Here is a 26,443-nt window from a genome sequence, read left to right on the forward strand (position 1 = left end):
GGACCGATTCGCGTTACGCTACCTGCGGTGTTGCCTGATCTAACGCCTGCGGTCGCACGCGGGCTGCTAGCGATCTTGATCGAGCTGACCGAGGTGCCGGTACTGGACCGGCCAGGGGAGGAGGTGGACCATGACCGCTGAAATCAACAGTGATCCGTGGTCGACGCTGGACGAGATTCTGGGACTCGAAGTCGTCGATGCAGTCGAAGAAGGGATCGGCTCGCTGGCGGTCTACGGCCGGTGCTCGACCGAGGACAACCAGGACCCGGAGACCTCTCGCGGGTGGCAGGTCGGGAACGCGCGCAAGTTCGTCGAGCCGCTCGGTGGGCGGATCGTGGCGGAGTACTTCGATGTCGGGCAGTCGCGTTCGGTGCCGTGGGAACGGAGGACGGAGGCCGTGCGACTGCTCGCGGAGTTGAAGAACCCACGGCGCGGCTGGGACGCCGTGGTCGTCGGCGAGGGGACGCGGTGCTGGTTCGGTAACCAGTTCTCCCTCATCGCGCCGCGGTTCGCCGCTTACGGGGTGGATCTGTGGGTGCCGGAGTTGGGCGGGAAGTTCGACGCGCGCAACCCGTCGCACAAGATGCTGATGAGCGTGCTCGGCGGGATGAGCGAGTCCGAGCGCCAGCACGTCCAAGCACGGGTACGCGCCGCGATGGACGCCCAGGTGGTCAACGAAGGACGGCACCAGGGCGGCCGGACGCCGTACGGGTATGTCGTGGTCGATGGTGGGCCGCATCCGAACCCGCGCAAGGCGGCCGAAGGATTCCGACTGCGGCTTCTCGCGCTCGACGAATTGGGGGCCGAAGTCGTGCGGCGGATTTTCGATGAGTATCTGGACGGGAACGGCGATCGGGCTATCGCCAACATGCTGAACTTGGAGGGCGTTCCTTGCCCGTCGGCCAAGCGGCCGGACCAGAATCGGCATCGGCTGGCCGACGGGTGGCAGGGGAGCACGGTCCGATCGATCCTGGAGAACCCGCGCTATACCGGCTACGCGTTCTTCGGTCGGTGGGCGAAGCACGAAACGTTGCTAGATCCCGAAGACGTGGCGGCCGGTCACGTGGTTCGGTTCCGACGGGCGACTCCGGACAGGATTGTTCGCTCCAGGGTGCAGGCTCATCCCGAGATCGTGTCAGTGGAGACCTTCACCCGCGCGCAGCTTCTCCGGCGCTCGAAAGCGGCCGGTGGGTTGGCGACAGCTCGAAAGGCAGAGCGGGGCGCGCGAAGCACCGCACGGACGTACCTGTTGCGCGGGCTCGTGCGGTGCGGAGTGTGCCGCCGGAAGATGCAAGGCGCGACGATACGGAAGGGTGCGTATTACCGTTGCACAGCGCGAACGATGGCGCCCGGCTCGGCCATGCTGGCCGATCATCCGAAGACGGTGAACCTGCGCGAAAGCACAGTGGTTGAGGCCATCAACGCCTGGATCGGGCGCCTCTTCGCGCCGGAGGAAGTCGACCGCACCGTCGCGGCTTTGCTTCAGTCGGCGGGGAATCGAGGCGGCGGGCGGCATGAGGCGGCGCGACGGCGGTTGGTGGATGCGGAGGCGCGCCTTCGGCGATTCCAGGAGGCGATCGGCGCGGGCGTGGATCCCGCGGCCGTGGTGGACGCCATGAACCACGCGCAAGCCGAACGGGCATCGGCGGAGGCGGAGTTGGCGAGTGCCCCGAGTGTGGGCGGGATCAGCGATGCGGCGATCTACGCGATGATCGATTCGCTGGGTGATGTCGGAGCGGTACTCGCCGATGCGAAGCCCGCCGGGCTGGCGAGGCTGTACCAGAACCTGAATCTGGAACTACGCTACGAACCAAAAGAGCTGGCCGTCTATGCGACGGCCAGCCCGGGTGTAGATAGTGTGCGTGTCCGAGGGGGGACTTGAACCCCCACGCCCGTTAAGGGCACTAGCACCTCAAGCTAGCGCGTCTGCCATTCCGCCACTCGGACTTGCTGGGAACACACTATACGTCGTCCGCGGGCCGTTTTCACCGGGGGTGTGGTCTACGGTGTGTGACGACCATGGCAAGATCTTCCGGCTGACCTGGTGCGTGTTCCCAGGCGGGTCAGAGGCGGATGGGCTTCTTGTTCATGAACTCCTCGATGCCCAGTGCGCCCAGTTCGCGGCCAATGCCGGAGCGTTTGATGCCGCCGAAGGGCAGGTCGGCCTGCGATCCGCCGGCGCTGTTCAGGTAGACCATGCCCGCGTCGATCCGTTCGGCTACGCGGCGTGTGCGTTCGGGGTCGGTGCCGAACACGCTGGCGCCGAGGCCGAACGGGGTGTCGTTGGCGATCGCGATGGCTTCGTCCTCGGTTTCCGCGCGGAAGACCAGTGCGACAGGGCCGAAGATCTCTTCGCGGTAGGCGTCCATGTCCGGGGTCACGTCGGTTAGGACGGTGGCTTCGAGGTAGGCACCCTTGGTGCGGCGTCCGCCGGTGCGCAGGGTCGCGCCTTGGCGGACGGCGGCGTCGACCTGCGCGGCCACTTCGTCCGCGGCCGAGATCGACGCCAGCGGCGGCAACTTCGTCGCCGGGTCGGCGGGGTCGCCCGGCCGGTAGTAGTCCGCCACGCGCTTCGTCAGCCCGTCGACGAACTCGTCGTAGATGTCGGCCAGCACGATCATCCGCTTCGGCGCGTTGCAGGACTGCCCGCAGTTGCGCATCCTCGACGTCGCGGTGACCTTGACGGTTTCCGCCATGTCGTCCGTGTCGAGGACGATCAGCGGGTCCGAGCCGCCGAGTTCGAGGACGCACTTCTTCAGATTCCGGCCCGCTTCCGCCGCGACCGAGATCCCCGCCTGCTCGCTGCCGGTCAGCGACACGCCCTGGATTCGCGGGTCCGCCAGCATCCAGGGGACCTGTTTGCTCGACGCGAAGATGTTCACGTAGGCGTCTTCCGGCACGCCCGCGTCCCGCAGGACCCCTTCGATCGCGAGCGCGGATCGCGGGCAGATCGACGCGTGCTTCAGCAGGATCGTGTTGCCGAGCACCAGGTTCGGCGCGACGAACCGGGCGACCTGGTAGCACGGGAAGTTCCACGGCATGATGCCGAGCAGCGCGCCGATCGGCTCCTTCGTGATGACGGCCTCGCCGCCTTTGATGGTCAGCGGCTCGTCCGCCAGCAGGTCGGGCCCGTTGTCCGCGTAGTAGCGGAAGATATCGACCACGACGCCGATTTCACCGCGGCCTTCGTTGATGCGCTTGCCCATCTCCAGCGTCATGATCGCGGCGAGTTCGTCGGCTCGTTCGGCGAACAGCTCGGCTGCTCGTGCCGCGATCTTCGCGCGCTCGGTGACCGGCCGCTGCCGCCACGACGAGTATTCGCGGTGCACGCGGTCGATCGCGGCCAGCACCTCCTCGTCGGTGGCGTTCGGGATCTCCTCGACCAGTTCACCCGTCACCGGGTTGGTCACTGCGTACATGGGGCCGGGCCTCCGTTCCTCGACGCTGAGCGGGTTCGACGGTACCTCAGCGAGCGTATACTGTATACACTTCCCAGAATACGAGGTGCACGCGGTGCAATGGTAGGAATGCGAGGTGACCGAACCGAACCGCATCGACACCGCCGCTGACGAGGCCGTCACGCTGACCAGCGAGCTCATCCGCATCGACACCACCAACACCGGCGACCCGGAAACGCTCGTGGGGGAGCGCGAGGCCGCGGAGTACGTCGCCGAGAAGCTCACCGAGGTGGGCTACGAGATCACCTACGTCGAATCGGGCGGGAAGAACCGGCACAACGTGGTCGCGCGGCTGGCGGGTGCCGACCCGTCCCGGGGCGCGCTGCTCATCCACGGGCATCTCGACGTGGTGCCCGCGGACGCCTCCGAGTGGTCGGTGCACCCGTTTTCCGGGGCGGTGCAGGACGGGTACGTGTGGGGGCGCGGCGCGGTCGACATGAAGGACATGGTCGGCATGACGCTGGCGATCGCGCGCCACTACAAGCGGGAAGGCATCGTGCCGCCGCGCGATCTGATCTTCGCCTTCGTCGCCGACGAGGAGGCGGGCGGGAAGTACGGCGCGCAATGGCTCGTCGAACACCGGCCCGACCTCTTCGAAGGGGCGACCGAGGCGATCAGCGAGGTCGGCGGCTTCTCCATCACGCTCAAGGACGACGTCCGCGCCTACTTGGTCGAGACGGCCGAAAAGGGCATCCGCTGGATGAAGCTGCGCGTGCGGGGCACCGCGGGCCACGGCTCGATGATCCACCGCGACAACGCCGTGACGAAGCTTTCCGAGGCCGTCGCGAGGCTGGGCAACCACCGGTTTCCGTTGGTGCTGAGCGATTCCGTGCGCGAATTCCTGGCCGGGGTCACCGAGATCACCGGGTGGGACTTCCCCGAAGACGACCTCGACGGCGCGGTGGCGAAGCTCGGCAACATCTCCCGCATGATCGGCGCGACGCTCCGCGACACGGCGAACCCGACGATGCTCACCGCGGGCTACAAGTCGAACGTCATCCCATCGGTCGCCGAGGCGGCCGTCGACTGCCGCATCCTGCCGGGACGCCTCGAAGCCTTCAACAAGGAGCTCGACGAGATCCTCGGGCCGGACATCGAAAAGGAGTGGATGGAGCTCCCGCCGGTCGAGACCACGTTCGACGGCGCGCTGGTCGACGCGATGTCCGCGGCCGTGCTGGCCGAGGACCCCGGCGCGCGGACGCTGCCGTACATGCTTTCCGGTGGTACGGACGCGAAATCCTTCCAGAGCCTCGGGATCCGCAACTTCGGGTTCGCGCCCTTGAAGCTGCCCGCCGATCTGGACTTCTCCGCACTGTTCCACGGCGTGGACGAGCGGGTGCCCGTCGACGCGCTGCGGTTCGGCACGCGGGTGCTGGACAGGTTCCTACGCTCGTCCTGATGGCACAGCTACGTCTCGCGGACGGCACGGCGCTGTGCGTGTCCGAGGCGGGTGACCCCGGCGCGCCGGTGACCGTGCTGTTCGCGCACGGCTACGCGCTCGATCTCCGCAGCTGGCAGGCGATCGTGCCGGACCTGGTGACCGCGGCCGAGCGCCCGGTCCGCGTGCTCACCTACGACCACCGCGGGCACGGGCGCTCCGATCACGCGACGAGGTCGTCGGCGACGATGAACCAGCTCGCCGACGACCTCGCGGAACTGGTCGAAAAACTCGTGCCGGACGGCAAAGTCGTTCTGGTCGGCCACGACATGGGCGGGCTCGCGGTGATGTCACTCACCCAGCGCCACCCGCGGCTGTTCGCCGACCGCGTCGGCGGCCTGGTGCTGCTCGGCACCTCGGCGGGCGGGTTCGCCGCGGAGGCGTCCGCGTCGTGGCCGCAGGCACTCGGTTTGCTGGTCCGCGATCTCGAAGCGGTGCTCGGCTCGAAGATCATCGGCCTGGTGCGGGAGCGCACCAGCAAGGCGGTGAGCGCGGGGTTGCGGTGGTGGTTGTTCGGCGACGATCCCGATCCCGCCGCGGTGGAGCTGACGGTCCAGATGATCAAGGGGAACTGGCCGCACACGGTGTCGCTCTTCCGTCCCGCGCTCGACACCTACGCGCGCGAGGCGGCGCTGAGCGTGGCCGCGGACATCCCGGTGACGGCGATCGTGGGGGAGCGGGACCGGTTGGTTCCCGCGGAAGACGTGGCCCTGCTCGTGCGGCCAGTTCGCCGCGGCACGGCCGTGGTCCTGCCCGGAGCCGGGCACGTGTTACCGCTCGAAGCGCCCGCGCAGATCCTGCCCAGGATCGTCGGGGTGGTGCATTCGGTGCAGCGCGAGCTAGACGATGACGCCGGGTAGCCCGGCGAGCGCCGCGGTTCGCTTGCGCCGCAACCAAACCCGTCTCGTGCCGTCCGAATACAGCCGGACGGTCGAGAGCTCCCATCCCGCGAACTCGGCGTGAATCGCCAGCTGCGTCGCCGCTGCCCGCCGGGAGACGCCGGGCGGCAACTGCAGCCGGCGGTACTCCCAGTCCCCTTCGACCACCGCCTCGTCCACGGTCACGGTGCGATCACCTGAATCCCTTCTCCGGCGGCGGAGCCGACGACCACGCGCGAGGTCGCTTCGTCCACGGTCACCGAGTTCGGTTGGCGAACGGTCGGGAAGCGGTACTTCTCCACCGGCTCGCCACCACGGACGTCGTAGCCGACCACCTGGTTGACGCCGGTGAGCGTCACCCAGGCGAGCGCCTTCTTCGCGTCGTAAGCGATGCCGTACGCGCCACCGGGCACCGGGAATCGCTGCCGCATGAGCAGTGGATCGGTCGAGAACGCGATGAGCGCGCCCGCCTTCACGTCGGTGACCAGCACCCGGCCGAACGAATCGGCGACGGCGTTCGCCACGCCCTCGCCCGCCCTGAGGCCTTCGCCGACCTTGCCGCCCGGCACGTCGACCGCGAACAGGGCGGTGCGGAGGCGGTCGAGCACCACGGTCTTGTCGCCCGCGGTCAGGACGTCGTCGGCGCTGTAGAGGCTGCCACCGATGGTCCTGGCCACCTTGCCGCCGTCGAGGACGGCGATCTCCTTGCGGTCGCGGACCGACACGAGTGTCTGGTTGCCCACGGTGGTCGCCGCGCTCGGCTTCCCTGGCACGGCGAGTTCGGTGACCGTGCCCGCGGGGAGCGCGATCTCGGCGACCTTGCCGCTCCCGGGCACGCTGACGAGCAGGCGACCGTCCGACGGCGTGATCCGTTCCGCGGGACCGGGCAGCGGGACGGTTTTCGGCGGTGCGGTGAGCGCGCCGAGGTCGTAGAGCCGCACCGACGGCGGCGTCTGCAGGCCGACGGCGAGCGTCGTGCCCTCGGTGGCGACCGCGGTGACGTTCCCCGGCGTCGAAAACACCGAGCCCGCGGGCTTCGCTGTCACCGGGGGCGCGGTCGCGGGCACGGCCGCGACGGGGTTCTGCACGATCTGCAGGTCGTCCTTCTGGCTCGTGCCGGACGAGCAGGCCGTCGTGGCCAGCGCGCAGGCCAGCGGGATCGCTACCAGCCGCGCGGTGGCGAGCCTACGCACAGTGAAGCCTCCAGGTCGTCGTGCCGTGACTCCAGCATCCCCCACGGACGCCGTGTCGTCACGTGCGTGTCATCCGGTAGTCACCTCGGCCACCGTTCGGGGTAACCGAATTCGAGCGCGCTGACGTCGTCGAGCGCGGATTTGATGGCGGGCGGCAGCGTGATCTCGTCGGCGGCGAGCGAACCGGTGAGCTGCCCGGTGTCCCGCGCCCCGACGACGGGGGCGACCACGCCCGGCCGGTCGCGGACCCACGCGAGCGCCACGCACAGCGGTGAGGTGCCGAGCCCGTCGGCCGCCGTCATGACCGCCTGCACGATCCTGGCCGCCCGCTCGGTGCGGTGCTGTTCGACGTAACCCGCGTAGGTCGGCGACGCGCCGCGCGAGTCCGCCGGGGTGCCGTTGCGGTACTTGCCGGTTAGCACGCCGCGGCCGAGCGGCGCCCAGGGGAGGAGCCCGACGCCGTGGTACTCCGCCGCCGGAACGACTTCGCGCTCGACGCCGCGCTGCACCAGCGAGTACTCCATCTGGCAGGAGACGACCGAAGAGCGGCCGCTGACCGTCGCGAGCTGCCAGCCGGAGTAGTTGGAGACACCGACGTAGCGGACTTTGCCGCTGGTCACGGCGAAATCGAGAGCGGAGAGCGTTTCCTCGAGCGGGACCGAAGGGTCCCACGCGTGCAGCTGCCAAAGGTCGACGTGGTCAACGCCGAGCCGTCGTAACGAACCGTCCAAAGCGGACAGCAGGGCGCCACGGGACGCGCCGCCGCCGAACGGGCCATCGGTGCGCCGCGCCACGGCCTTGGTGGCGAGGACGATGTCGTCGCGCGGCACCAGGTCGCCGAGCAGCGAGCCGAGTACGCGCTCGCTCTCGCCCTCGCCGTAGATGTCGGCGGTGTCGACCAGCGTGCCGCCACCGTCGACGAACGCGACGAGCTGGCTCGCGGCTTCCTCGGCGTCGGTGTCGCTGCCCCAGCTCATGGTGCCGAGCGCCATCCTGGACACGCGGAGTCCCGACCGGCCGAGCTGTCGCTTCTCCATGACGCGCGAGCCTAGCCGCAGCCCCTTCGCGCGCGTGACGAAGGCGAGTCATGTCGCGCGCGGGCACCCCGTTAGTGTCTGCGCCGAACACGCTTCGCAGTGCTTTGCACCCCCAACCGACGGAAGGATCGCGGAACGGATGAAGGTCTTCGGCATGGCGGAGGTCGGCTGAAATGGGCTGGTTCGAAGCACTCGTCCTCGGTCTGGTCCAGGGGCTGACCGAGTTCCTCCCGATCTCGTCGAGCGCGCACCTGCGGATCACCGCGGCGCTCGCCGGGTGGGACGACCCCGGCGCCGCGTTCACCGCGGTCACCCAGATCGGTACCGAGCTCGCCGTCATCCTGTACTTCGCGAAGAAGATCGGGCACGTCCTCGTCGCGTGGTTCTTCTCCCTGTACAAGAAGGACTGGCGCGGGCACCCCGACGCGCGGCTCGGCTGGCTGATCATCGTCGGCTCGCTCCCGATCGTCGTGATCGGCCTGCTGTTCCAGCACGACATCGACCACGCGTTCCGCGATCTGCGGATCACCGCGACCATGCTGATCGTGTTCGGCGTGATCCTGCTGATCGCCGATCGCGTCGGGCGGAACTACCGCGATCTCGACCACCTGACGGTCCCGCACGGCCTGGTCTACGGGTTCGCGCAGGCGCTCGCCGTGATCCCCGGCGTCTCGCGCTCGGGCGGCACGACCAGCGCCGGGCTGTTCATGGGCTACAAGCGTTCCGAAGCGGCGGAGTACTCGTTCCTGCTCGCGGTGCCCGCGGTGCTCGGCTCTGGTCTCTACAAGCTGACCGACATCGGCAAGAACGGTGAGACGGCGCAGTGGGGTCCGACGATCCTCGCCACGCTGATCGCCTTCGCCGTCGGTTACGCCGTCATCGCCTGGCTGATGGCCTACATCAAGAAGGGCAGCTTCGTGCCGTTCGTGGTGTACCGGATCGCGCTCGGCGCCCTGCTGTTCGTGCTGATCTTCACCCACGTGCTGGACCCGAACGCGGGGCCGACCGGTACCTGATCGAAACGACGTAGGGTGACCCCCATGGGAGTACCTCGATGAGCACGGTCATCCTGCTGCGCCACGGCCGGTCCACCGCGAACGGCTCCGGCGTGCTGGCGGGCAGGACGCCGAAGGTCGGTCTCGACGAGACGGGGCGCGCGCAGGCGGACGCGCTGGTCGAGCGGCTGGCCGAGGTCCCGGTGGCCGAGGTCGTCGTGTCCCCGTTGCTGCGGTGCAAGCAAACCGTGGCGCCGTTGGTGGCCGCGCGGGATCTCGCCAAGCACGTGGAGCCCAGACTGTCCGAAGTGGACTACGGCGACTGGACGAACCGCGAGCTGAAGTCGCTGGTCAAGGAACCGCTGTGGCGGGTCGTGCAGGCGCACCCGTCGGCGGCGGTGTTCCCCGGTGGTGAGGGGCTCGCGGCGATGCAGGCGCGGGCGGTCGCAGCCGTCCGCGAGCACGACGCGCGGATCACCGCGGCGCACGGCGACCACGCGGTGTGGGTGCTGTGCAGCCACGGCGACGTGCTCAAGGCGATCATCGCCGACGCGCTCGGGCAGCACCTCGACTCGTTCCAGCGCATCGTGGTGGACCCCGCGGCGGTCTCGGTGGTGCGGTACACCGAGACGCGGCCGTTCGTGCTCAGGGTGAACGACCACGGCGGCGATCTCGCCGGGATCGTGCCGCCGAAACCGCGCAGTGGCAAGAAGAAGGCGAGCTCCGATGCCGAGGTCGGCGGCTCGACGGGTGCTCAGGGAAGGAAGGGCAGGAAATGACCGCACCGGAGCAGCTGTCGCCGGACAACCCGTTCGCGGCGCCGAGCGATCTCCCGTACGGCCTGCCCCCGTTCGACCGAGTCTCGGACGAGCACTTCGCGCCCGCGTTCGACGCGGGACTCGCCGAGCACGCGGCGGAGGTCGCGCGGATCGCGGACAGCGAGGAAGCGCCGACGTTCGAGAACACGGTGGCCGCGCTCGAACGGTCCGGCACGCTCCTGACCAGGGTGTCGTCGGTGTTCTTCAACCTGACCTCGTCGGACACGAACCCCGAGCGGCAGCGCTTGCAGGCCTCCGTCGCGCCACGGCTGGCGGCACACCACGACGCGATCTACCTGAACCCGAAGCTCGCGGCCAGGGTCACCGCGGTGTTCGAGGCGCGCGAGACACTCGACCTCGACCCCGAGTCGGCGTGGTTGTTGCAGCGCTACCACACGGATTTCCAGCGGGCGGGCGCAGAACTGCCCGAGGAGAAGCAGGCGCGGCTCCGCGAGCTGAACGAGCGGCTTTCCTCGCTCAGCACCCGGTTCCAGGAGAACCTGTTGGCCGACAGCAACGATCTCGCGATCGTCGTGGCGGACGCCGCCGAGCTGGCCGGACTGTCCGAAGGGGAGATCAGGGCGGCGGCCGAGGCCGCCACGGCGCGCGGCGAAGACGGCAAGTACGTGCTGAAGCTCGGCCTGCCGACCGGCCAGCCGGTGCTCGCCTCGCTGGAAAACCGCGCGCTGCGGGAGCGGGTCTACCGCGCCGCGACGAGCCGGGGCAACCGCGGGAACGAGCACGACAACAAGGCCGTACTGGCGGAGATCGCGACGCTGCGCGCCGAGCGGGCCGCGATACTGGGCTACGAAAGCCACGCGTCGTACATCATCGCGGACGAGACGGCGCGGACGGCGGAAGCCGCCGTCGGACTGCTGAGGCGGCTGGCGCCGGTCGCCGTCGCCAACGCGAAGGCCGAGGCGGACGAGCTGCGGCAGTACCTCGCCGCCGACGAGCCCGGCGCGGAGTTCGAGCCGTGGGATTGGGCCTTCTACGCCGAACGGCTGCGCCGGGACCGGTTCGACCTCGACGAATCGGCGCTGCGCCCGTACTTCGAGTTGGACCGCGTGGTGGTCGATGGCATCTTCTACGCGGCGTCGCGGCTGTACGGGCTCACCTTCAGCGAGCGGCACGACCTGCCGAAGTACCACGCGAGCGTGCGGGTGTTCGAGGTGTTCGACGCCGACGGTGCCCCGCTGGGCATCTTCATCGGCGACTACTACACGCGCGATTCCAAGCGCGGCGGCGCGTGGATGAACAACTTCGTCGACCAGTCCGGCCTGTTCGGGTACCGGCCGGTGGTGGTGAACAACCTCAACATCGCGAAACCGCCGGAGGGCGAGCCGACGCTGCTCAGCCTTGACGAGCTGCACGCGGCCTTCCACGAGTTCGGGCACGCGCTGCACGGTCTCCTTTCCGACGTGCGGTACCCGACGTTCTCCGGTGCCAACGTGGCACGCGACTTCGTCGAATATCCCTCGCAGGTCAACGAAATGTGGATGTTCTGGCCGGAGGTGCTCGCGAACTACGCGAAGCACTGGGAAACCGGGGAACCGCTGCCACAGGCCGCAGTGGACGCTTTGCTGGCCTCGCGGAAGTACGGTGAAGGCTACGCGACCACCGAATACCTCGCGGCCTCCTTGCTGGACCAGGCGTGGCACGCGCTCGGCCCCGGCGAGACCGTCGCCGACGTGGAGAAGTTCGAAGCGACCGCGCTCGAAGAAGCGGGCGTGGCGCTCGGCACGGTGCTGCCGCGCTACCGCAGCACGTACTTCGCGCACATCTTCAGCGGCGGCTACAGCGCCGGGTACTACTCGTACATCTGGAGCGAGGTGCTCGACGCCGACAGCGTCGAATGGTTCCGCGAAAACGGTGGCCTCACCAGGGAAAACGGCGACTACTTCCGGCGCGAGCTGCTCAGCAGGGGCGGGAGCGTCGACTCCATGACGGCCTTCCGCGCGTTCCGCGGCCGCGACCCGGAAATCGCCCCGCTGCTCAAGCGCCGGGGCCTCGAAGGGTCCTGACCCGGCGGGACTTCACGGGGTAGGAGGGCGCCCGTCGCCGGCGAGTTCGTAAGCCTCGGCACGGGTGGTCACGAGCTTGTCGAGCGCGGCGTTGAGTGTGGCTTCTTCTCGACCGAAGTGTTCGCTCATCCGCTGGTGCAGGCGGTGGAGCTGCGCGCGCAAGCCGTGCGCTGTCGTGGTGCCGTTCGACGACCGGTCGTCGAGGAGTTGCTCGAATTCGGCGATCAGCTCCGCGAGCACGAGGTGATCGGCTTTGAGCCGCTCGATCGTGGGTTTCAACTCCGGGCACTCGGCGAGAAGGCGCGCGAAGAGGCCATTGTCCTCGCGTACGTGATGGTCGGTGAGCGCCGAGCAGAATCCGTGGCAGTGCGCGAGGAGATCGGTGGACAGGGACGTCGTGGTTTTCGTCGTGCGTGCGCGGTTCAGTTCACGGTCGATCCGTTTGAGTTCGCGTTCGAGGCGGTGGTGGATCGTCTGCAGCTCGAACTTCCAGGCGATGACTCGGTCTCGGGTCATTTGGCTGCTCCTGCGCACTCCCGCAGGGCGCCCGCGAGATCGGGGTACCGGAATTCGAAGCCGGACTCGAGCAGGCGCGCCGGTGTGACGCGACGGCCGCCGAGCACGATGTCGGCGCCTGCCCCGACGAAGAGCCGCGCGAGCAGCGCGGGCGATCTGCGCGGTGGATCGGCCGCAGTCGCCCGCGCCAGCGTTTCGGCGAACTCCCGGCTGCGAACGTGCTCCGGTGCGACCAAGTTGTAGGCACCCTTCCAGCTGTCGTCGCCCAGTGCCCGCCGCACGAACGCGACGACGTCGTCGAGGTGGATCCAGGGCAGCCATTGCGATCCTGGCGCGAAGTACGAGGACCTGCCTTTGCGCGCCTGATCGAGCTGCCACTTCAGCCCGCCGCCGTTCCCGGTGAGCACGAAACTGAGGCGCAGCAACACAGTCCGTGCCGCCGGTTCGGCGGCCGCGGCGGTTTCCCATTCCCGTGATCCTCGCGTGTGCTCTCCGGGGATTGGTGCGGTCTTCTCGTCGACCAGTCCGTCCGCGGGAGCGCCGAACCCGTAGACACCGACCGAGGACGCGTTGAGCAGGGTCCGCGGGCCGTTCGGTGCGCGGTGGATCGCGGCGACGAGCTGGAGTGCGCCCTCGATGCGTTGCGCGGTGACCTTCCGCAGGTGCCGTCGGCCGGTGAAGGGTTTGAACACCGGGGCGCCCGCCAAGTTGACCACGTGGTCCGCTCCGGCGAGCGCGGTCTCCCAGCCGCCGCGTTCGCCGGAGCGGTAGGGGAGATATCCGGCGGCGTTCGGCACGAGGGACCTGGCCCGGTCCAGGTCCCTCGCCAGCAGCACCACCTCGTACTCGCTGTCGATCAACGCGGCGGCAACGGCTTTGCCGACGAGTCCGGTTCCGCCGGTCATGACGATCCGTTCGGTCATCGCCTCACTCCACGGTGTCGCGGGACGGATCGACCAGCAGCGCCGGAAGCTGGCCGAGGAGGTCGTCGTGCCAGTCGATCTCGAGGCGAAGCCTGCGCAAGGTGTGTTCGAAGATCATCTTTTCCATCGCGCTGAGGTACGCGGCAGCTTCCTCGCGCAGGTGGCACATCTCCTGGTGCTGGTGCCCGAGCGACGCGCGGCGGTCCTCGATGGCCGAGCGGACCGCGTCCTCGGTCATACCCGCGACGTGCCCGAGCGCCAGATCGATCGGATCGGGGCTCAGCCGCGCTTCGCGCAGGGCCGCCGCGCGCTGGACCACCAGCTCGTGCCGTCCTTCCTCGGTGATCTCGTACACCGTGCGCTGCGGACGCCCCCCTTCCTGCTCCGTGCGGACCTTGCGGACCAGGCCTTCGGTGTCCATCCGCTGCAACGCGCCGTACAGCGAACCGGGCTTGATGTTCGTCCACCGGTCGACGTGGTCCAGCTGTGCCGCGCGCCGGATCTGGTGACCGTGCATGGGGCCGCGGAGTGCCAGATGGCCAAGGACGAACAGTCTCGTTGAGCTCACCAGTTAGTCATACCTGATTAATCAAACGCGAGCAATCTGGCGAGCTTCGGTCAGGCCACCGAAGTTGAGCCCTTCGCCTCGCGTGGCCGGACGAGGTTTTCCAGGTTCGCCCTGGCGACACGTTTGAGGAACTCCCCGCGATAGGTGCTGTCACCGGAGTCGTGCATCGCGTCGGTCGTCCAGATCGCGGCTGCCTGGCGTTCCCAGGTGTGGGTCAGGCAGGTGTCCGAGTAGCTCTCCAGCAGGCTCGGGTCGTCCTTTTCGACCTGCTGGACGATCGCGCGCGCGAGCGCCTCGGCGTCGTGCAGTGCGAGGCTCATTCCTTCCGCGCTCATCGGGGAAATGAGGTGCGCCGCGTCCCCGACGAGGTGGAGCCTGCCGTAGCTCATGGGGCTGAACACCACGCCGCGCAGGGGCACGACCTGCTTCGTGACGATCGGTCCCCTCGGCACGGTCGTGCAGAACCGCGCGCCGAGTTCGGTCCAGACGCGCTCGTCCGGCCAGTCGTCGACGGTGTCGGTGACCGGGCACTGCAGGTAGACGCGGCTCGCGTTCGGCCCGCGGGTGATCTGCGCGGCGAAACCACGTGGGTGCACCGCCATCACGGCCAGCGGATCGGCTGGCACCTCCGTCATGACGGTCAGCCAGGCGTACCCGAACTCGTGCGTGTGGCAGCTGAGGAAACCGTCGGGTATCGCCGTCCTGCTGACCCCCTGGTAGCCGTCGCTGCCCGCGACGAAATCGCAGCCGATCACCTTGCTCGTACCGGCGGCGTCCCGGTAGCGCACCAGGGGATGTTCGGTGTCGAGGCCTTCCAGTGAAACGTCCTCGGCCTCGAAGCGGAGGTCGCCGCCGTCGCGCAGGAACATCCTGATGAGGTTCCGGACGAGGACCTGCTGCGGGACGAAGGCCCCCGCGGTGTCTTCGGGGTCTTCCACCTGCCATTCGCGTTCTTCGCCGTCGATTATCAACGGAACCGCGCCGCCGGAGGAATTGTGGCGAGGCCCTTCGAGGACCTCTTCCGCTCCCCATTCGCGCAGCATGCGCACCCCGCGGCCGTTGAGAGAACCGGCTCGCTGCCGGTTCTCGACGTACTCGCGACTGTGCTTTTCCAAGACGGCACAACGGATTCCGCTGCGCAGGAGGAAGGTGCCGAGCGCGAGCCCCGCGACCCCGCCGCCCACGATGACCACGGTGGTGTGCTCGTCTGCCTGAGTCATGTGCTCTCCGAAAGGAATGAACGCCGACAACCGGGTCGACGCGTGAACTGTCGATTACCACCTTGACCCTTCGCGCCATTTGCGGTCCACCGGTAACCGGGCACCCGATAACGGAAACCCGCCAACTTCGGCGCTACTCGGCGCGAGCGCGGAGCTCGGCCTGGTAGCGACCGGGGGTCTGCCCGACGACGGCGGTGAACGCGTCGATGAAGGTCGACGGGTTCGACCACCCGCAGGCGACCGCGGTGTCGGTGACGGAGCTGCCCTCGGTGAGCTGGAACAGGGCGTGGTGGATGCGCAGGATGGTGCGCCAGCGGTGGAAGCTCATGCCGAGGTCGGCGTGGAACAGGCGGCTGAGCGTGCGTTCGCTCGACCCGGCCGTGCGGCCCAGTTCAGCCAGGGTCATGTTCCGGCCGGGATCGGCGTGCAGCAGATCGGCGACGGCGCGCAGCCGGTCGTCGCGCGGCTCCGGCAGGTGCAACGACTGCCCGGGAACCTCGCCGAGCTCATCGAGCACGACCGCGCGCAACCGCCGCTGGGCGTCGGCTGACCGGACCCGGTGGCCGGTCAGCGCCAGAATGCTCTCGCGCAGCAACGGCGACACCGCGAACACGCAGGGATGTGCCGCCAGGGAGCCGCACTCGTCGGCGGGGATGGCGAGGGTGCGGGCATCGGTCCCGCCGTAGAAGCGGTGCGAATGCTCGAAACCCGGCGGCGTCCAGGTGACCCGGTTGGCGGGCGCCACCCACGTCCCGTATTCGGTCGTGGTGGCGAAAGCCCCGGCGGCCGCGTACACCAGCTGCCCGTCGGGATGGGAGTGGCTTTCGAGGCGGAACCCGCGCGGGATCCAGCCACCGCCCTGCGGCGTCGTCCCACCCCGCACTATGGACGGGTCGAAGGATTGGCGGGATTTCTGCATCGGCTACGACCTTACCGGCGACTCGCCAGCCGTGGCCGCGAAACCTAGTGGAATCTTGAATTACGCTAGAAATGGACCTTAGGAAAGGCCATTGCGTGGTGCGAGCATCCGTGCATGCGCACCAACGAACTCGGCCAGCCGATCGGACATGCCCTGTCCGGCTGGACCCCGCGATCAGCCCCGACCACGCCGTTGCTCAAGGGGCGCTACTGTCGCCTGGAGCGGTTGGACTCGCATCGGCACGCCGAGGCGCTGTTCGAGGCCGATCAGCTCGACACCGCGGGGGAGAGCTGGACCTACCTGCCGTACGGCCCGTTCACCGCGTTCGCCGACTACCGGCGGTGGGTCGAGCAGGTCCAGGACGGCCAAGATCCGCTGTTCTACGCGATCGTGAGCACCGACCGGCGGGAGCCCGCCGCGGTCGGGGTGCTCAGCTTGTTGCGGATCCAGCCCGAGTTCGGCGTCGCCGAGGTCGGCCACGTCCACTATTCCCCGCTGCTGCAACGCGGCCGCGCCGCCACCGAGGCGCAGTACTTGCTGGCGAGCCATGTTCTCGACGATCTGGGCTACCGCCGGTTCGAATGGAAGTGCGACGCCCTCAACGCCGGATCCCGTGCCGCGGCCGAACGACTCGGGTTCTCCTACGAGGGCACGTTCCGGCAGGCGACCGTGGTCAAGGGCCGCAACCGCGACACCGCGTGGTACTCGATCATCGACAGCGAATGGCCCGCCGTTCGAGACCGCTTCACCGCCTGGCTGCACCCGGACAACTTCGACGCCGAAGGCACCCAACGAACCCCGCTGCGCCCGGCTTGATCCGAACCGGAAAACAGCGGTGGCGGGCCGGAAACCCCGGCCCGCCACCGAAAACCCGGTATGTCAGACCAGGCCGAGCTTCTTGACGGCGTCGCGCTCTTCGGTGAGTTCCTGCACGGAGGCGTCGATGCGCTGGCGGGAGAAGTCGTCGATTTCGAGGCCCTGCACGATTTCGTACTTGCCGTTCTTGGCGGTGACCGGGAAGGACGAGATGAGGCCCTCCGGCACGCCGTAGGAGCCGTCGGACACGACACCGGCGGAGGTCCAGTCGCCGTCCGCGGTGCCGTTGACCCAGGTGTACACGTGGTCGATCGCGGCGGAAGCGGCGGAGGCGGCCGAGGAGGCGCCGCGCGCCTCGATGATGGCGGCGCCGCGCTTCGCGACGGTCGGGATGAAGTCGTCGGCGATCCAGGCCTGGTCGTTGACGGCCTCGGCGGCGTTCTTGCCCGCGACCTCGGCGTGGAAGATGCTCGGGTACTGGGTGGCGGAGTGGTTGCCCCAGATCGCCAGCTTCTTGATCTCCGAGACCGGCACGCCGAGCTTCTTCGACAGCTGCGCGAGCGCGCGGTTGTGGTCGAGGCGGGTCATCGCGGTGAAGCGGTCGGCCGGGACGTCGGGCGCGTGCGACTGGGCGATGAGCGCGTTGGTGTTGGCCGGGTTGCCGACCACGAGCACCTTGATGTCGTCCGCGGCACCCGCGTTGATGGCCTCGCCCTGCGGCTTGAAGATGCCGCCGTTGGCCTCGAGCAGGTCGCCGCGCTCCATGCCCTTGGTGCGGGGACGGGCGCCGACGAGCAGCGCCACGTTGGTGCCCTCGAAAGCCTTCTTCGCGTCGTCGAAGATGTCCGTGCCCGCGAGGAGCGGGAACGCGCCGTCTTCGAGCTCGAGCGCCGTGCCCTCGGCCGCCTTGACCGCCTGCGGGATCTCCAGGAGCCGCAGCCGCACCGGGGTGTCCTGGCCGAGCAGCTGACCGGAGGCGATGCGGAACAGCAGCGCGTACCCGATCTGGCCGGCCGCGCCGGTGACGGTGACGTTGACAGGGGCTTGGGTCATTGCGGTACTCCAGCTTGAGACGACTTTGGCTAGTACCTCGGAGCCTATCCCGTCTCCCCGTTGCCGCACGGGTGCGCCCAGTCACTCTGCTGGATCGATCCGGTCAGTGGCCGCCGTTCGACACGTTCTCGGCGAGCCGGTGCAGCAGATCGGCCAGCGTCGCGATTTCGGCTTCACTGAGCCCTTTTCGCATGCGCTTGTCGTGCGCGATCGCCGCCGAAGCGAGCCGGTGGAACAGCGCTTCGCCGTCTTCGGTGAGTTCGACGAGGTGGACGCGCCGGTTCTCCGGGTCACGACGCCGGGTGACGAGCCCCGCCGTTTCCATGCCGTTGAGGTGATGGGTGAGCGTGGCGCCCTGGATCCCGACGGCGTCGGCGAGCTCGCGCTGGTTCGCAACGGGGCTGGTCTTGAGCGAGATCAGGATCTGCCAAACGGGCTGCGAGCCGCCCGCGGCGGCGAGGGCCTGGTCGAAGGCGCGGCTCGCCGTCTTGGCGGTGCGGGAGAGGACGACGCCGATGGGCGCGATGGCGGGTGCTGGCACGGGGGACACCGTACCGCAGACAACGAGTGGTTCTAAGCGTTTGACATCAAACGGTTAGATATCTAATGTTGTGGGCGTCGCACCGAGTCCACATCGAACGATGGGAAGGCCAATGAACACCACTGAGCAGGTACTCGAACTGGGTCGCCGCTGGGCCGCGGCCGAAGAACGGGGCGACACCGCCGTTCTCGACGAGTTGACCACCGACGGCTTCCGGCTGGTCGGGCCGCTGGGTTTCGTGCTGGACAAGGCGCAGTGGCTCCAGCGCTACGGCGGCGGGGCCTTGGTCACCGAGTCGCTCGCCTGGGAAGACGTCGAGGTACGCGATCTCGGGCAGACCGCGATCGCGATCGGTGTGCACGCACAAGTGGCCTCGCACCAAGGGAATCCGGCCAACGGACGGTTCCGCGCCACGCACGTGCTGGTGCGCGACGGAGAGCGCTGGCTGCTGGCCGGGATCCACCTGAGCCCGATCGGCGGGCCGTCGCCCTTCGCGAACCAGGGCGGTGCGCGATGAGTGCCGACGACGTGTTCTTCCCAGCGGAGGAGCCATGAGCATCGAACTGAACCACACCATCGTGTGCGCTTCCGACCGCGACGCGTCCGCGGCGTTCCTTGCCGGGATTCTCGGCCTCGAAGTGGATCCGGTCACCGGTCCCTTCGCGCCCATCCGCCTCGCGAACGGCGTCACGCTGGACTACCTGCAGGTCGACGAGGTGACCAGCCAGCACTACGCGTTCCTGGTCGGCGACACCGAATTCGACGCCGCGATGGCCAGGATCGAGACGGCGGGCATCGCGTACTGGGCCGATCCGTTCCACTCCACGCCCGGTGAGATCAACCACCTCCACGGCGGCCGGGGCGTCTACTTCGCCGATCCGGACGGCCACAACCTTGAACTGCTCACGCGAGCCTGAGGAGAAGTCATGCGGTTAAGCATCGGGGTCACGGACTTCTCGTGGCCCGAGAACCTGGTCGAGGAGCTGGTCTCGGTCGTCGTGGCCGCGGAGGACGCGGGCCTGGACACCGCGTGGGTCGCCGATCACCTGCTGCAGGCCGATCCGCACAGCACCGAGGATTCGGCGATGCTGGAGGCGTACACGACACTGGGTTTCCTTGCTGCGAGGACGAACCGGATCAACCTCGGCACCATGGTGTCCGCCGTGACGTTCCGGCCGCCCGCCCTGCTGATCAAGGCCGTGACCACTTTGGACGTCCTGTCCGGCGGGCGGGCGCGCTTCGGGATCGGCACCGGTCACCACGAGGGCGAAGCGCTGGCGATGGGCCTGCCGTTCCCGCCGCTGGCCGAACGGTTCGAACGGATGGAGGAGACCGTCCAACTGGCACTGCGGATGTGGGCGGGGGACTCCTCGGCGTTCGCGGGCGAGCACTACCGGCTCGACCGTCCGATCAGCGAGCCGCGGCCGGTGCGCCGCCCGCCGCTGCTGATCGGCGGAACGGGCGAGAAGAAAACGCTGCGGATGGTCGCTCGGTACGCGGACGCCTGCAACGTGTTCGACATCCCGGATGGCGGAAAAACGGTGCGGCACAAGCTTTCCGTGCTCGCACGCCACTGCGAAGACCTCGGGCGGTCCTATTCGGACATCGAGAAGACCATCAGCACCCGGCTCTCACCCGGCGAGTCCGCGGCCGAGTTCGCCGCTCGCTGCGCGGAGTTCGCCGACTGGGGGATCGACCACGCGGTGGTGATCTCGGCTGGCCCGTGGTCGGTCGCCGGGATCGAGACGTTGGGGAAAGCCGCGAGCCTGGTGGCTTAGCGCGCCGCTGTCCCGTCGACGACGAAGACGCGCCCGAGCGCGATGAGCGCTTCGTCGAGGTGGCTCAAGCTCGACAGCACCGCGCGGGTTTCGGCGTGCACGACCCGATCCGAGACGGGAGTGCCGTCATCGCGGACGAGTGTGCCGGGCGCGCGCCCGCCCGGTGCGGCGAGCGCCCGGCGGAGCACGTCGATGTTGGCCAGCAGCCTGCCGGTGAACAGGTGCAGCCGGTCGTCGTCGACACCGGCGAGCTGTCCGGGCTGGGCCCGCGCCGCCACGTGGCGGGCGCGGAAGGCCACGGTGTCCAATGTGGTCAGCACGTGCCAGCCGTAGTCGCGGCGCGCGGTCCTGAGGTTGATGGGGTGGGTGAGCGGCTCGACCGTGGTGCGCAGCTGCTCGACGTCGCGGTCGAGCTCGCGGCTCAGCTCGATGAGGTTCACGTTTTCGGTGCCAGCCAACAGTTCCGTGGTCCGCTCCAGGAACGTGCGGACGTCGTCGAGCGTCGTGTCGACGTCGTCGAGCATGACCGAGCGCGTGTGGACCGGCACGATCACGACGGCCGCCAGCACGCCGGCGGCGCCGCCGATCGCGGTCTCGGCCACCCGGATCCACAGCACCTCGATGCTGAACGTGCCGAGCAGGCTGTACAGCAGCCCGAGCATCGAGGTGATGAAGAACGCCATCACCACCTGGGAAACCCGCGACATGTACACCATGCCGAACACGCACACGAGGATGCCGGCGAGGGTCGCCGGTGTGTTGCCGGAGAACACGACCGCGAGCAGCATCCCGCCGAAGATGCCGATCAGCGTGCCCGCGAGGCGGCGCGCGCCCTTGACGAAGGTCGCGCCCGCGGTGGACGAGCCGATGAACACCACGAACACGGTCAGCACCGCCCAGTACCACCGCTGGTGCGAGATCAGCTCGCCGCCGAACACGGCGAGCCCGCCGCCGACGACGGCTTGGATCGCGCTGCGGGTCTGGTTGTCGTAGGCGAAGACCTTGGTCTTCTCGTCCTCTTCCTCCTCGACCGGGTGCTCGACTTCGGCCGAGTAGTCGCGTTGCGCGATGCGCTGCGCGTTGACGTCGGCGAGGGCGAGTTCGGCGATCGCCTTGCGGAGTTCGTCGCCAGGCCTCGGGGTGTCGGCGAGCCTGCTGCCCTCGACCAGCATCTTGCTGAACTCGCCGGTTTCGCTGATCAACGGCAGTTCGCGCGGGTCGCGCTCCATCAGCGCGCGGAAGCGCCGGAGGCGGTCGATCAGGTCGTCGCGCGTCTCGGCGGTCAGGGTCTCCGCGCAGGTCCGTGTCGTCGTGATCGCGAGCCATTGGACGGCGAGCTCGACCTCGATCGCGCGCCGCCGCAACGCGTCCGCGGCACGGTCCCCGATCACGTCGGTCGCCGCGTCCTCGATCAGCAGCACCACCTCGTGGAGCCGCTCGTTCGCCCGCCGCAGCTGCGTTGTGGCGCGGCCGGAGCCGTTGTTCGCGAGATAGCTCTCGGCGGCGCGGATGACGGCGGCCAGCCGCGCGCGGAAGGCGAGCCTGATCCGGTAGAACTCGCTCTCCGGTTTGTGGCGCAGCAGCACGAACCGGACGAGCGCGTTCGCGCCGAGCCCGACGACGAGCGCGAGCAGCAGCGACGGCACCTGCTTGAGATGGGTCTGCAGGAACATCGAGAAGAAGAACAGGAAGAACGTGACGGACCCGAGCGCGATGCCGCGCGAGCCGAACCGCTGCCCGTACACCGCGACGAAGATGAGCAGCACGAACAAGATGCTGTCCAGCGGCGGCAAGGAGGTGCCGAGGCTCGCGACGGTGAGCGCGGTAGCGCCTGCCACGAGCACCAGCAGCAGGGTCACCGCCTGCTGAGCCGGTTCGGGGTCGCTGACGGTGAAGGCCGAGACCATCGCGGAGATCGCGGCCACCAGGATGATCGTCATCGGCATCCCGAGCGGCGCCATGACCGCGACCGCGATGACGATCCCCAGCACCGCGGAGAAGGCGAGGCGCAGCCGGACGAACCCGGGGTCGGAGGCGACGATCCGGTCGCGAGCCGAATCCCACAACCGTTTGATCAACGCGCACCACCCGCGAGGAGCTCCCACTGCGCCAGCCCGAGCCGACGGCCGGTCGCCGCGAGCACGCGCAACCGGTAGTGGCGGTAGGGGCCGGGCTCGGTGACGGTGAAGGGCCGCGTTTGCCGTCGCCAGCGGAACACCTCGTCGCGGCGCTCGTCGAGGGCGTGCCAGGACTTGCCGTCCGCGGACCCTTCGAGGATCCAGGAGCGCGGATCGCCCGGCCTGGCGCCCGAGGTCAGCGTGTACATCAGCGCGGCATCCGGTGCACCGTCCACTGTGAACTCGATGAGCGGCGTGGCCGACCGGAACCGGACCTCGGTCCTGGTCGTGTCGTCGAAGAGCGCGGTGACGTCGGTGCCGTCCGCGGCACGGCCGTGCCCGGCCAGGTCGCGCAGCGGCCACCGGCGCTCGCCTCGGTCTTCGACGCCGCGGCCCCATGCCGTCGGGGTCGGCGACATCGCGAAGTCGAGCACGGCGCCCGCGCTGAGCGTCGCGTGCGAGATGGTGGTCGCGTCGTGCGGCTTCCCGTTGACGTGCAGGCTTTCCACGTAGACCGAGCCGGGGTTGTTCCCGCGCGCGGTGATCACCACGTCGTTGCCGTTCTCCAGGTGCACGATCGCCTTCTCGAACAGCGGCGACCCGATCGCGTAGTGCGGGCTGCCGACCGCGAGCGGGTAGAACCCGAGCGCGCTGAACACGTACCACGCGGACATTTCGCCGTTGTCCTCGTCGCCGGGGTAGCCCTGGCCGATCTCGCTGCCGACATAGCAGCGGGCCAGCACCTCCCTGAGCACGGCCTGCGCCTTCGACGGCGCGCCCGCGTGGTTGTAGATGTAGGGGATGTGGTGCGACGGCTGGTTGGAATGGCCGTACTGACCAAGCCGCACGTCGCAGGCCTCGGTCATCTCGTGGATCACGCCGCCGTAAGCCCCTGGCGCGCGCCCGGTCTCGGGTGTGGCGAAGAAGGCGTCCAAAACGGACTCCAGCTTGGCGGGGCCGCCGTGCAGGCTCGCCAGCCCGTCCCCGTCGTGCGGCGCCGAGAACGCGGTGTTCCAGCCGTTCGTCTCGGTGTAGTCGCCGCCCCACGGCACCGGGTCGTAGGTGGCGGGGGAGTGCCGCCAGTTCCCCTTCGCGTCGCGACCCTGGAAGAACCCGACGCGCTCGTCGAAGTGGTTGACGTACTGGAGTGCGCGCTGGCGGAAGTACGCCGCGTTGTCCCGGTACTCCGTCCGCCGTGGATCGTCGCGTGTGGACTCTTCGTAGAGCGCCTGCGACAGGTTCGCGATGCCGAAGTCGTTGACGCAGCCCTCCAACGCCCACGACAGTCCTTCGTGGACGGACGTCGCGGTGAACCCGCGGAAGATCGATTCGGCGAGGCCGCGCCTGCCGACGCTCTTGCTCAGCGGCGTGACGGTGGCGTTCTTGAGCGCCGCGTCGTAGGCGGATGCCACGTCGAAGTTCCGTACGCCTTTGAGGTAGGCGTCGGCGAAGGCGACGTCGGAGCTGGTGCCGGTCATCAGGTTCGCGTAGCCGGGGGAGGACCAGCGCGCGATCCAGCCGCCTTCCCGGTACTGCTGCACGAACCCCTCGACGAGGTCACCGCAGCGGCTCGGCGCGAGCAGGGCGTAGGCGGGCCAGGTGGTGCGGTAGGTGTCCCAGAACCCGTTGTTGACGTACAGCTTGCCCGGCACCACCTTGGCGCCGGTCCGCCGCCGGGTGCTCGGCCACCGGCGCTTGACCACCGGGCTCGCGTGCCGGTACCCGGTCCGCTCGCCGGTGAACTCGTGTGCCGAGTTCGGATAGAGGAACAGGCGGTACAGGCACGAGTAGAACGTGGTGAGCTGGTCCTCGGTGGCGCCTTCGAGCTCCACTTTGCCCAGCACGTCCTGCCATGCGCGGCGCGCGTCGTCGCGGACGCGGTCGAACGGAGTCCCTTCGGGAATCTCTTGCTCCAGGTTCCGCTTCGCCTGGCTGCTGCTGATCAACGAGGTCGCGATCCGCATCGTGACCTCGAGCGAATCGAACGCGAGGTACCCGGTCACCTTGCGCCACAACAGTTTTCGCGCGGGTTTCCGCACCCGACCGCCGTTCACCGCGGGCCGGTCGAACGTGCCGTGGACGTACATCCGCCGCGCGCCCGCCGACAACCTGCTGCGCACCCGCGTGTACCCGGTGAAGGTGCCGGTCATCGGGTCGACGCGGAGGCGGCCGCGGTTCGCGGCGTTGTCGAACACGACCCAGCCGGGCAGGCTCGGGAAGGTGAACCGGACGATCGCGGCGTGCTCGGTGGGGGCGATCTCGGTCCGCACGCCGTTGCCGAAGTTCACCGCGTAGTGGTGCGGAAGATCGGTTTCGTCCTCGTGGCGGAACGTCAGTGCGCGCGCCTTGCGGTCCGTGGTCACCTCGCCGACACCCGGCATGAAGTGGAACGTGTGCCGGTCGCCCATCCACGGGCTCGGCTGGTGGCTGAGCCCGAACGCTTCGAGCGCCGGGAGGTTCGCGTCGGTGTTGCGGCGGTGGTACTCGTAGAACCAGCTCGTCGAGGACGCGTCGGTGACCGGTGTCCAGAAGTTGAACCCGTGCGGCACGGCGGTGGCCGGAAAGGTGTTGCCGCGCGAGAACTCCCCGCTCGAATGGGTGCCGCGCGTGGTGCGCACGTAGTCGACCGGCTCGCGCCCGCGCCGCGGCGCCCGCACGCCGAGCCGCACGTCGTCGAGCCAGCCGACCGCTTCGCCGCCCGCCGCGGGCGCGTCGGTGGTGAGCACGATCGACCGGACCGTCCTGCCCGCCGCGATCGCGCCGAGATCGCAGCGCACCGCGTTCCACTGGTCCACGTACAGCGCCTTCGAAGTGCCCTGCGCCAGCGCGGACATCCCGAACCCGTGCTGGTCCAGACCGCCGAGGCCGGACAGGGTGGCCCCGTCGTCGAACTCGACGTCGACCGCGACGAAGGTCGCGCGGTAGCGGTGCTCACCGGCCTCGGGGAAGACCAGATAGGACAGTTCGGTCAGCTCGGTGACTGGGACCGCCACGTCGAACAGGACGGTGCGGGTGAACCCGGTGACGGCGTAGCGCAGCGCACGCGTCCCGGTGAAGCCCACGCCGGTCTTCGCGGTCGGTGACCGCTCCGGCCCGCCCCCGATCCGGATCCGCGTTCCCCCGGATGCACGCGGCTGCGGATCACCGTCCTCGAAGGAGGAGAAGAACTGGTTGCCGATCACGGGACAACCGTAATCGGCGCCGGTGCGCACCGCTCGCACGGCCGGTGCGCACCGGCTCACCCCCGGTCTGATCAGCGGAACTCGTCCGCGTTGGCCTCCGCCCACTGCGCGTAGGTCCGCGCCGTGCGGCCGAGCACGCGCTCGACCGTCGGCGTCGTGGGATCGGGCTGGTCGACCGCGGCGGCGAACCCGCCGATGAGCCATTCGGCCGTGTCCTCGCCGAGCCCCCATTGGGCGTACTGCGCCTTCGCCTCGGCGTGGGTCAGTTCCTCGAACCGGATTTCCCTGCCCAGCACCGCGCTGATGGCCTTCACCTGGTCGAACTGGCTCATCGCGCCAGGCCCGGTGATGTCGAGCTTCTGCCCGGTGTAGCCCTCGTCCTCGATCGCCTTCGCCGCGACGGCCGCGATGTCCACGAGGTCGATCGGGTTGACCATCGCCGCACCGTACGGCGCCCGCACCACGCTTTCCGTTCGGATCGAGTGGGCCCACCCCGTCGTGTTGATCATGAACGCGCCCGGTCGCACGAACGTCCAGTCGAACCCCGCGGCCTCCACCGCCTTCTCGACGGTGTGGTAGCCGGGCCCACTGGAACCGGGGAACTGCGGATCGTCGTCGGCGTTCAAACCGCTGAGTGCGACGACCCGCCGCACGCCTGCTTCCTTCGCGTGGCGGGTGAATTCCTCGACCGTGCCCGCGAGCGGGGCGAGGTAGACGGTGTCGACGCCCTCCAGTGCGGCCGGGAGCGTGTGCGGTTTGCCGAGGAAGCCCTTCGCCACCTCCACGCCGTCGGGCAGTGCCGCGCGCTCCGGATTCACCGTCAGCGCGCGGACCTTCGCGCCGACCGCCACGAGCTCGTCGACGACCAGCCTGCCCACGCTGGCGGTCGCCCCGGTCACCAGGATCGTCATGCTCTCCCCTTTGTCGTATGCCGTACGCCTAAATTCAATCGTACAGCATACGGGAATG

General features: G+C 69.0%; 24 protein-coding genes and 1 tRNA gene. 10 read left to right on the forward strand and 15 right to left on the reverse strand.

What is annotated here, in order from left to right:
- Positions 1-130 precede the first annotated feature (130 nt).
- Entirely contained in the window at positions 131-1,882 is a 1,752-nt protein-coding gene (locus tag HUW46_RS42560; RefSeq protein WP_215544307.1) for a recombinase family protein, read from the forward strand.
- Here HUW46_RS42560 and HUW46_RS42565 read toward each other — a convergent pair.
- Together HUW46_RS42565 and HUW46_RS42570 are read right to left on the reverse strand one after the other, a co-directional pair.
- A tRNA-Leu gene (locus tag HUW46_RS42565) sits at positions 1,864-1,947 on the reverse strand. The two genes, HUW46_RS42560 and HUW46_RS42565, sit on opposite strands and share 19 nt — an antisense overlap.
- A gap of 116 nt (positions 1,948-2,063) precedes the next feature.
- Complete coding sequence (locus HUW46_RS42570) at positions 2,064-3,419, reverse strand: NAD-dependent succinate-semialdehyde dehydrogenase (RefSeq protein ID WP_215544308.1); 1,356 nt, start codon at positions 3,417-3,419, stop codon at positions 2,064-2,066.
- 115 nt (positions 3,420-3,534) lie between these two features.
- On the opposite strand from HUW46_RS42570, the gene HUW46_RS42575 reads away from it, so the two are divergent.
- Together HUW46_RS42575 and HUW46_RS42580 are read left to right on the forward strand one after the other, a co-directional pair.
- The gene (locus tag HUW46_RS42575) at positions 3,535-4,857 is read left to right on the forward strand and encodes a M20/M25/M40 family metallo-hydrolase (RefSeq protein WP_215544309.1); all 1,323 of its coding nucleotides are present in this window, start codon (positions 3,535-3,537) and stop codon (positions 4,855-4,857) included.
- The gene (locus HUW46_RS42580) at positions 4,857-5,756 is read left to right on the forward strand and encodes an alpha/beta fold hydrolase (RefSeq protein ID WP_215544310.1); all 900 of its coding nucleotides are present in this window, start codon (positions 4,857-4,859) and stop codon (positions 5,754-5,756) included. The genes HUW46_RS42575 and HUW46_RS42580 overlap by 1 nt, the downstream gene beginning before the upstream one ends.
- On the opposite strand, the gene HUW46_RS42585 is transcribed toward HUW46_RS42580, so the two are convergent.
- The 3 genes from HUW46_RS42585 to HUW46_RS42595 all read right to left on the reverse strand — a co-directional run bounded on the left by HUW46_RS42585 (position 5,736) and on the right by HUW46_RS42595 (position 8,004).
- Positions 5,736-5,960, reverse strand: a complete 225-nt coding sequence (locus HUW46_RS42585; protein WP_215544311.1) for a DUF5703 family protein — start codon at positions 5,958-5,960, stop codon at positions 5,736-5,738. The genes HUW46_RS42580 and HUW46_RS42585 overlap by 21 nt on opposite strands.
- Positions 5,957-6,967, reverse strand: a complete 1,011-nt coding sequence (locus HUW46_RS42590; protein ID WP_215544312.1) for a YncE family protein — start codon at positions 6,965-6,967, stop codon at positions 5,957-5,959. The genes HUW46_RS42585 and HUW46_RS42590 overlap by 4 nt, the downstream gene beginning before the upstream one ends.
- A gap of 80 nt (positions 6,968-7,047) precedes the next feature.
- The gene (locus tag HUW46_RS42595; RefSeq protein WP_215544313.1) at positions 7,048-8,004 is read right to left on the reverse strand and encodes an aldo/keto reductase; all 957 of its coding nucleotides are present in this window, start codon (positions 8,002-8,004) and stop codon (positions 7,048-7,050) included.
- 173 nt (positions 8,005-8,177) lie between these two features.
- On the opposite strand from HUW46_RS42595, the gene HUW46_RS42600 reads away from it, so the two are divergent.
- The 3 genes from HUW46_RS42600 to HUW46_RS42610 are packed head-to-tail and all read left to right on the forward strand — an operon-like array spanning position 8,178 to position 11,841.
- Complete coding sequence (locus tag HUW46_RS42600) at positions 8,178-9,020, forward strand: undecaprenyl-diphosphate phosphatase (RefSeq protein ID WP_215544314.1); 843 nt, start codon at positions 8,178-8,180, stop codon at positions 9,018-9,020.
- A gap of 38 nt (positions 9,021-9,058) precedes the next feature.
- On the forward strand, positions 9,059-9,778 hold the full coding sequence (locus HUW46_RS42605) for an MSMEG_4193 family putative phosphomutase (RefSeq protein WP_215544315.1): 720 nt from the start codon (positions 9,059-9,061) through the stop codon (positions 9,776-9,778).
- On the forward strand, positions 9,775-11,841 hold the full coding sequence (locus tag HUW46_RS42610; RefSeq protein ID WP_215544316.1) for a M3 family metallopeptidase: 2,067 nt from the start codon (positions 9,775-9,777) through the stop codon (positions 11,839-11,841). The genes HUW46_RS42605 and HUW46_RS42610 overlap by 4 nt, the downstream gene beginning before the upstream one ends.
- A gap of 12 nt (positions 11,842-11,853) precedes the next feature.
- Here HUW46_RS42610 and HUW46_RS42615 read toward each other — a convergent pair whose 3' ends face one another.
- The 5 genes from HUW46_RS42615 to HUW46_RS42635 all read right to left on the reverse strand — a co-directional run bounded on the left by HUW46_RS42615 (position 11,854) and on the right by HUW46_RS42635 (position 15,987).
- Positions 11,854-12,357 (reverse strand): hemerythrin domain-containing protein, encoded by a 504-nt coding sequence (locus HUW46_RS42615; RefSeq protein ID WP_215544317.1) that lies wholly within the window; start codon positions 12,355-12,357, stop codon positions 11,854-11,856.
- Positions 12,354-13,280: a TIGR01777 family oxidoreductase gene (locus HUW46_RS42620; RefSeq protein WP_215544318.1), complete on the reverse strand. Its 927-nt coding sequence runs from the start codon at positions 13,278-13,280 to the stop codon at positions 12,354-12,356. The genes HUW46_RS42615 and HUW46_RS42620 overlap by 4 nt, the downstream gene beginning before the upstream one ends.
- Before the next feature lie 4 nt (positions 13,281-13,284).
- The gene (locus HUW46_RS42625) at positions 13,285-13,848 is read right to left on the reverse strand and encodes a PadR family transcriptional regulator (RefSeq protein ID WP_215544319.1); all 564 of its coding nucleotides are present in this window, start codon (positions 13,846-13,848) and stop codon (positions 13,285-13,287) included.
- Between the two features lie 50 nt (positions 13,849-13,898).
- Positions 13,899-15,068, reverse strand: a complete 1,170-nt coding sequence (locus HUW46_RS42630) for a 4-hydroxybenzoate 3-monooxygenase (protein ID WP_215544320.1) — start codon at positions 15,066-15,068, stop codon at positions 13,899-13,901.
- Between the two features lie 133 nt (positions 15,069-15,201).
- Positions 15,202-15,987 carry an AraC family transcriptional regulator gene (locus HUW46_RS42635; RefSeq protein WP_215544321.1) on the reverse strand — a complete coding sequence of 262 codons (786 nt, stop codon included), beginning with the start codon at positions 15,985-15,987 and terminating at the stop codon, positions 15,202-15,204.
- Positions 15,988-16,101: 114 nt separating this feature from the next.
- Here HUW46_RS42635 and HUW46_RS42640 point away from each other — a divergent pair, with 114 nt between their 5' ends.
- Positions 16,102-16,803, forward strand: coding sequence for a GNAT family N-acetyltransferase (locus HUW46_RS42640; protein WP_215544322.1), 702 nt, complete (start codon positions 16,102-16,104; stop codon positions 16,801-16,803).
- A gap of 63 nt (positions 16,804-16,866) precedes the next feature.
- Here HUW46_RS42640 and HUW46_RS42645 read toward each other — a convergent pair whose 3' ends face one another.
- Together HUW46_RS42645 and HUW46_RS42650 are read right to left on the reverse strand one after the other, a co-directional pair.
- Positions 16,867-17,856 carry a malate dehydrogenase gene (locus tag HUW46_RS42645; RefSeq protein ID WP_215544323.1) on the reverse strand — a complete coding sequence of 330 codons (990 nt, stop codon included), beginning with the start codon at positions 17,854-17,856 and terminating at the stop codon, positions 16,867-16,869.
- Between the two features lie 103 nt (positions 17,857-17,959).
- Positions 17,960-18,397: a MarR family winged helix-turn-helix transcriptional regulator gene (locus HUW46_RS42650; RefSeq protein ID WP_215544324.1), complete on the reverse strand. Its 438-nt coding sequence runs from the start codon at positions 18,395-18,397 to the stop codon at positions 17,960-17,962.
- A 112-nt stretch (positions 18,398-18,509) separates the two neighbouring features.
- Here HUW46_RS42650 and HUW46_RS42655 point away from each other — a divergent pair, with 112 nt between their 5' ends.
- The 3 genes from HUW46_RS42655 to HUW46_RS42665 are packed head-to-tail and all read left to right on the forward strand — an operon-like array spanning position 18,510 to position 20,175.
- Positions 18,510-18,914, forward strand: a complete 405-nt coding sequence (locus HUW46_RS42655) for a nuclear transport factor 2 family protein (protein ID WP_215544325.1) — start codon at positions 18,510-18,512, stop codon at positions 18,912-18,914.
- 34 nt (positions 18,915-18,948) lie between these two features.
- On the forward strand, positions 18,949-19,314 hold the full coding sequence (locus tag HUW46_RS42660) for a VOC family protein (protein WP_215544326.1): 366 nt from the start codon (positions 18,949-18,951) through the stop codon (positions 19,312-19,314).
- A 9-nt stretch (positions 19,315-19,323) separates the two neighbouring features.
- Positions 19,324-20,175 carry a TIGR03560 family F420-dependent LLM class oxidoreductase gene (locus HUW46_RS42665; RefSeq protein ID WP_215544327.1) on the forward strand — a complete coding sequence of 284 codons (852 nt, stop codon included), beginning with the start codon at positions 19,324-19,326 and terminating at the stop codon, positions 20,173-20,175.
- On the opposite strand, the gene HUW46_RS42670 is transcribed toward HUW46_RS42665, so the two are convergent.
- The 3 genes from HUW46_RS42670 to HUW46_RS42680 all read right to left on the reverse strand — a co-directional run bounded on the left by HUW46_RS42670 (position 20,172) and on the right by HUW46_RS42680 (position 26,385).
- Complete coding sequence (locus HUW46_RS42670) at positions 20,172-22,253, reverse strand: FUSC family protein (RefSeq protein WP_215544328.1); 2,082 nt, start codon at positions 22,251-22,253, stop codon at positions 20,172-20,174. The genes HUW46_RS42665 and HUW46_RS42670 overlap by 4 nt on opposite strands.
- A complete protein-coding gene (locus HUW46_RS42675) occupies positions 22,250-25,474 on the reverse strand; it encodes a GH92 family glycosyl hydrolase (protein ID WP_215544329.1) in 3,225 nt (1,074 codons plus the stop codon). The genes HUW46_RS42670 and HUW46_RS42675 overlap by 4 nt, the downstream gene beginning before the upstream one ends.
- Positions 25,475-25,545: 71 nt before the next feature.
- Complete coding sequence (locus HUW46_RS42680) at positions 25,546-26,385, reverse strand: NAD(P)H-binding protein (protein ID WP_215544330.1); 840 nt, start codon at positions 26,383-26,385, stop codon at positions 25,546-25,548.
- Positions 26,386-26,443: the final 58 nt, after the last annotated feature.

It is taken from the genome of Amycolatopsis sp. CA-230715, from assembly GCF_018736145.1.
In the GTDB taxonomy this organism is placed as follows: domain Bacteria; phylum Actinomycetota; class Actinomycetes; order Mycobacteriales; family Pseudonocardiaceae; genus Amycolatopsis.

Coding starts and splice junctions, on each gene's coding strand:
- HUW46_RS42560 (WP_215544307.1), top strand. CDS start 131: ATGACCGCTGAAATCAACAGTGATCCGTGGTCGACGCTGGACGAGATT.
- HUW46_RS42570 (WP_215544308.1), bottom strand. CDS start 3,419: ATGTACGCAGTGACCAACCCGGTGACGGGTGAACTGGTCGAGGAGATC.
- HUW46_RS42580 (WP_215544310.1), top strand. CDS start 4,857: ATGGCACAGCTACGTCTCGCGGACGGCACGGCGCTGTGCGTGTCCGAG.
- HUW46_RS42595 (WP_215544313.1), bottom strand. CDS start 8,004: ATGGAGAAGCGACAGCTCGGCCGGTCGGGACTCCGCGTGTCCAGGATG.
- HUW46_RS42600 (WP_215544314.1), top strand. CDS start 8,178: ATGGGCTGGTTCGAAGCACTCGTCCTCGGTCTGGTCCAGGGGCTGACC.
- HUW46_RS42605 (WP_215544315.1), top strand. CDS start 9,059: ATGAGCACGGTCATCCTGCTGCGCCACGGCCGGTCCACCGCGAACGGC.
- HUW46_RS42610 (WP_215544316.1), top strand. CDS start 9,775: ATGACCGCACCGGAGCAGCTGTCGCCGGACAACCCGTTCGCGGCGCCG.
- HUW46_RS42615 (WP_215544317.1), bottom strand. CDS start 12,357: ATGACCCGAGACCGAGTCATCGCCTGGAAGTTCGAGCTGCAGACGATC.
- HUW46_RS42620 (WP_215544318.1), bottom strand. CDS start 13,280: ATGACCGAACGGATCGTCATGACCGGCGGAACCGGACTCGTCGGCAAA.
- HUW46_RS42630 (WP_215544320.1), bottom strand. CDS start 15,068: ATGACTCAGGCAGACGAGCACACCACCGTGGTCATCGTGGGCGGCGGG.
- HUW46_RS42635 (WP_215544321.1), bottom strand. CDS start 15,987: ATGCAGAAATCCCGCCAATCCTTCGACCCGTCCATAGTGCGGGGTGGG.
- HUW46_RS42640 (WP_215544322.1), top strand. CDS start 16,102: ATGCGCACCAACGAACTCGGCCAGCCGATCGGACATGCCCTGTCCGGC.
- HUW46_RS42645 (WP_215544323.1), bottom strand. CDS start 17,856: ATGACCCAAGCCCCTGTCAACGTCACCGTCACCGGCGCGGCCGGCCAG.
- HUW46_RS42655 (WP_215544325.1), top strand. CDS start 18,510: ATGAACACCACTGAGCAGGTACTCGAACTGGGTCGCCGCTGGGCCGCG.
- HUW46_RS42660 (WP_215544326.1), top strand. CDS start 18,949: ATGAGCATCGAACTGAACCACACCATCGTGTGCGCTTCCGACCGCGAC.
- HUW46_RS42665 (WP_215544327.1), top strand. CDS start 19,324: ATGCGGTTAAGCATCGGGGTCACGGACTTCTCGTGGCCCGAGAACCTG.
- HUW46_RS42680 (WP_215544330.1), bottom strand. CDS start 26,385: ATGACGATCCTGGTGACCGGGGCGACCGCCAGCGTGGGCAGGCTGGTC.